1 protein-coding gene is annotated in these 929 nt (G+C 61.1%); it reads left to right on the forward strand.

What is annotated here, in order from left to right; genetic code table 11:
• On the forward strand, positions 1-787 hold a 787-nt coding region (locus tag HMPREF0493_RS04265; RefSeq protein WP_006352065.1), incomplete at its 5' end, for an MFS transporter.
• Positions 788-929: the final 142 nt, after the last annotated feature.

Raw genomic sequence — 929 nt, forward strand, 5'->3', positions numbered from 1 at the left:
CATGAGCGCTTGTTTCGGCGTGGGTATGGTGGCAGGCCCCGTGGCCGGGGGACTGTTGGGCGCCATCTCCTTGCATGCACCATTCCTTGCGGCGGCGGTGCTCAACGGCCTCAACCTACTACTGGGCTGCTTCCTAATGCAGGAGTCGCATAAGGGAGAGCGTCGACCGATGCCCTTGAGAGCCTTCAACCCAGTCAGCTCCTTCCGGTGGGCGCGGGGCATGACTATCGTCGCCGCACTTATGACTGTCTTCTTTATCATGCAACTCGTAGGACAGGTGCCGGCAGCGCTCTGGGTCATTTTCGGCGAGGACCGCTTTCGCTGGAGCGCGACGATGATCGGCCTGTCGCTTGCGGTATTCGGAATCTTGCACGCCCTCGCTCAAGCCTTCGTCACTGGTCCCGCCACCAAACGTTTCGGCGAGAAGCAGGCCATTATCGCCGGCATGGCGGCCGACGCGCTGGGCTACGTCTTGCTGGCGTTCGCGACGCGAGGCTGGATGGCCTTCCCCATTATGATTCTTCTCGCTTCCGGCGGCATCGGGATGCCCGCGTTGCAGGCCATGCTGTCCAGGCAGGTAGATGACGACCATCAGGGACAGCTTCAAGGATCGCTCGCGGCTCTTACCAGCCTAACTTCGATCATTGGACCGCTGATCGTCACGGCGATTTATGCCGCCTCGGCGAGCACATGGAACGGGTTGGCATGGATTGTAGGCGCCGCCCTATACCTTGTCTGCCTCCCCGCGTTGCGTCGCGGTGCATGGAGCCGGGCCACCTCGACCTGAATGGAAGCCGGCGGCACCTCGCTAACGGATTCACCACTCCAAGAATTGGAGCCAATCAATTCTTGCGGAGAACTGTGAATGCGCAAACCAACCCTTGGCAGAACATATCCATCGCGTCCGCCATCTCCAGCAGCCGCACGCG

Source organism: Lactobacillus amylolyticus DSM 11664 (assembly GCF_000178475.1).
Taxonomy (GTDB): Bacteria; Bacillota; Bacilli; order Lactobacillales; family Lactobacillaceae; genus Lactobacillus; species Lactobacillus amylolyticus.